The sequence below is a fragment of the Phenylobacterium sp. genome, assembly GCF_036723115.1.
Lineage (GTDB): Bacteria > Pseudomonadota > Alphaproteobacteria > Caulobacterales > Caulobacteraceae > Phenylobacterium.
Window position 1 is genome coordinate 1 of sequence record NZ_DAIMHV010000210.1, and the last position, 3,405, is coordinate 3,405.

4 protein-coding genes and 1 pseudogene are annotated in these 3,405 nt (G+C 71.1%); 3 read left to right on the plus strand and 2 right to left on the minus strand.

Features of this window, described 5'->3' with window-relative positions:
• Together V7D28_RS14505 and V7D28_RS14510 are read left to right on the plus strand one after the other, a co-directional pair.
• On the plus strand, nt 1-766 hold a 766-nt coding region (locus V7D28_RS14505), incomplete at its 5' end, for an SDR family oxidoreductase (RefSeq protein ID WP_333588094.1).
• Nucleotides 759-1,523, plus strand: coding sequence for a hypothetical protein (locus tag V7D28_RS14510; protein WP_333588095.1), 765 nt, complete (start codon nt 759-761; stop codon nt 1,521-1,523). The genes V7D28_RS14505 and V7D28_RS14510, both read left to right, overlap by 8 nt.
• Nucleotides 1,524-1,529: 6 nt before the next feature.
• Here V7D28_RS14510 and folP read toward each other — a convergent pair whose 3' ends face one another.
• On the minus strand, nt 1,530-2,321 hold the full coding sequence (gene folP, locus V7D28_RS14515) for a dihydropteroate synthase (protein WP_333588096.1): 792 nt from the start codon (nt 2,319-2,321) through the stop codon (nt 1,530-1,532).
• Between the two features lie 189 nt (nt 2,322-2,510).
• On the opposite strand from folP, the gene V7D28_RS14520 reads away from it, so the two are divergent.
• Nucleotides 2,511-2,708 (plus strand): hypothetical protein, encoded by a 198-nt coding sequence (locus tag V7D28_RS14520; RefSeq protein WP_333588097.1) that lies wholly within the window; start codon nt 2,511-2,513, stop codon nt 2,706-2,708.
• A 62-nt stretch (nt 2,709-2,770) separates the two neighbouring features.
• Here V7D28_RS14520 and V7D28_RS14525 read toward each other — a convergent pair.
• A pseudogene (locus tag V7D28_RS14525) lies at nt 2,771-3,405 on the minus strand (ATP-dependent zinc metalloprotease FtsH); the annotation flags it as partial.

Sequence of the window (3,405 nt, forward strand, 5' to 3'; positions counted from 1 at the left end):
CCCCATGAGCACGCCATCGCCTCCGCCCAAGATCGCCCTGGTCACCGGCGCCGGAACCGGGATCGGCCGGGCCAGCGCCCGGGCCCTGCATTCGGCCGGTTACCGCCTGGTCCTCACCGGCCGCCGTGGCGAACTGCTGGCGGAAACCGCCGCCGGCTGGCCGGCCGATCAGGTGCTGATCCACCCCGCTGATGTCACCGATGAGGATCAGGTGGCGGGCCTGTTCGAGGCGGCGGCTGAGCGCTTCGGCCGGCTGGACGTGCTGTTCAACAACGCCGGGACCGGCGCCCCGCCTGTCCCGCTGGAGGACCTGTCGCTCAAGGCCTGGCGGCGGGCGGTGGACGTGAACCTCACCGGCGCCTTCCTGTGCACGCGGGCGGCCTTTCGTTTGATGAAGGCGCAATCCCCCCGGGGCGGGCGGATCATCAACAACGGCTCCATCTCGGCCCACGCGCCCCGGCCGCGCTCAGCAGCCTATACGGCCACCAAGCACGCCATCACCGGCCTCACCCGCTCCACCAGCCTGGACGGCCGCGCCTATGATATCGCCTGCGGCCAGATCGACATCGGCAATGCCGCCACCGAGATGACCGCCGCCATGGCCCGCGGCGTCCCCCAGGCCGATGGGACGCTGAAGCCCGAACCCATGATGGATGTGGCCGAGGTGGCGAAGGCCGTCGTCTTCATGGCCGACCTGCCCCTGGAGGCCAATGTGCAGTTCATGACGGTCATGGCCACCCAGATGCCCTTCGTCGGCCGTGGCTGAGCCTGGCCCCCGCCGCGCCGAGGTGGAGCGCCTGGCCGACTACTACGCCCTGCAGCTGGACTTCGCGCACGCGGTCGCCCGACGCGCCGACCTGCCCCTGGGCGAGGCCACGCGCCGCTTCACCAATCTGCATCGCCGCCTGGCCCTGGGCGAGGTCGCCGAGGCGCCTGGCGCCGGCTGGCTGGCCTTCGCCGGGGGGCTGGACGCCGCCCGCCATCCGAGGGACCGCCTCGCCTGGACGCTGGTGGCCCTGGCCGCCGCGCCGGACGAACCGCCGCTCGCCGGCCAGGTGCGCTTCGGCTGCTTCGCCTTGGAGCCGCGATCGGACGGGGTGGTGCGCATCCACTTCAACAACCGCGAGGCGTCCACCACCGAAGGCGGCCCCCTGTCGCGGGCGCGCATGGCCGCTCGGCGAGCCGAGCTGACGGCCATGTTCGCCCACCTCCAGCGCCGCCACCCGGAGGCCGCGGAGGTCCATGGCGCCTCCTGGCTCTATCATACGGAAGCCTATCGCCGGCTGTTCCCCGCCGACTATACGGCCAGACCCGTCACAGCCGAGGTGGTGCGCCTGACCGGAACCTCCAGCTGGGGGCAGTTCCTCACTCATGCCGGCGGCGTGAAACCCGAGCTGCGCGAGGCCTTCCGCGCCCGCTTTGACGAGATCGCCCCCGAAGCCCCCTGGCGCATCTTCCCCCTGCGCCCCCTGCTGGTGAGCGCCCCGGTGGAGAGCTTCTATCGCCACTTCGGCCTGGACTGAGGGGGCTCAGGCGCGCGCCGCCTCGATCGCGCCCCAGACCCGCAGGGCCTGAGCGGTCTGGGCCACATCATGCACCCGCACCGCCGCCACGCCCGCCGCCGCCCCGGCCAGGGCCGCGGCGATGGAGCCCGGCGCGCGGGCCTCGGGGTCCTGGGCTTGGGGATCGAGGGCGGCGATGAACCGCTTGCGGCTGGCCCCCAGCAGCACGGGAAAGCCCAGGGCGCAGACCTGGTCCAGATGGGCCAGCAGGGCGAGGTTGTGCGCCACCGTCTTGCCGAAGCCGATCCCCGGATCGAGCCAGATCCTGTCCCTCGCCACGCCGGCCTGCATCGCCGCCTCCGCCCGGGCCGCCAGGAAATCGCACACCTGCGCCACCACGTCGTCATAGTGGGGGGCGACTTGCATGGTGCGCGGCTCGCCCTGCATGTGCATCAGCACCACCTGGCAGCCGAGCTCGGCGGCCGTGTCGGCCGAGGCGGGGCTGTGGCGCAGGGCGGTGACATCGTTCCAGATTCCGGCCCCGGCGGCCACCGCGGCGCGGGCGACGGCGGGCTTCATGGTGTCGATGGAGATCACGCCCAGCGTCTCGGCGGCCAGGGCGCCGATCACCGGCAGGACGCGGGCCATCTCCAGGGCTTCATCCACGGGCGGGGCGCCGGGCCGGGTGGACTCGCCGCCGATGTCCAGGATGGTGGCCCCCTCGGCCGCCAGGCGGCGCGCATGGGCCAGCGCAGCCTGCGGGGCGTCATGGCGGCCGCCGTCAGAAAAACTGTCAGGGGTGACGTTCACGATACCCATGATTTCGGGCGCCGCCCTGGCGGGCGCCTCAAGGGCGATCATCGGCCCGGTTGTTGGGCGCTCGAGCCCAATCTGGGTCATATGTGAAGCTCCAACGACGTCAAATTACCCAAAAACCGTAACTCTATTGCTGTAGGGCCTGGGGCCGAAGCGTATGTGCGCCGGGGGCGTCGCGCACGGGGGTAGAGCGTGGTTATCGATCCAATCCGGTACTTTCGGCGGCGACGCCGGCTGATGCAGGAGGCCGAGGACGAGGCCTTCTACCTGCGCCGTCGGTTTGGCGAGGAGGCCCATCGCGCGGCGCTGGACAAGCTGCAGCGGCCGGACCTGACCAGCTGGGGCAAGCAGGTGGTGCGCGAGGCCGCGCGGCTTCTGGAAAAAAACTGAGGGTGACGCAAAGACGGCCGGACCTGTGGGTCCGGCCGTGATCTGCTTTCGTCCGCTGCGCCTCAGGCCGGTTCGGGGCCCGGGCGGGGCGAGATCGGCACCGCCACGGCGGGACCCAGCGTGCGATGGCTGTCGGGCTCCTCGCGCTTGGGCGGGACGCCCTTGAGCACATTGACGATCTCGTCGCCGGAGAGGGTCTCGTACTCCAGCAGGGCCTGGGCCAGCTTGTGCAGGTCCTCGACCTTCTCGGTCAGGATGCGGCGAGCCTCGTCCCAGCCGGACTGGACCAGGCGCTTGATCTCCGCATCGATGACCCGCGCGGTCTCCTCGGAGACATTCTGGGACCGGGCCACCGAATGGCCCAGGAAGACCTCGTCCTGGTTCTCGCCATAGGCGACCACGCCCAGCTCGTCGGAAAAGCCCCACTTGGTCACCATGGCCCGGGCCAGGCGGGTGGCCTGGTCGATGTCGGACGAGGCGCCGGAGGTGATCTTGTCCTTGCCGAAGATGATCTCCTCGGCCACCCGGCCGCCCATCATGATCGCCAGGCGCGAGGTCATCTGCTCATAGGACATGGAGAGCTGGTCCCGTTCGGGCAGCTGCATGACCATGCCGAGCGCGCGACCGCGGGGAATGATGGTGGCCTTGTGCACCGGGTCGGTGGCCGGGACGTTCAGGGCCACCAGGGCGTGGCCGC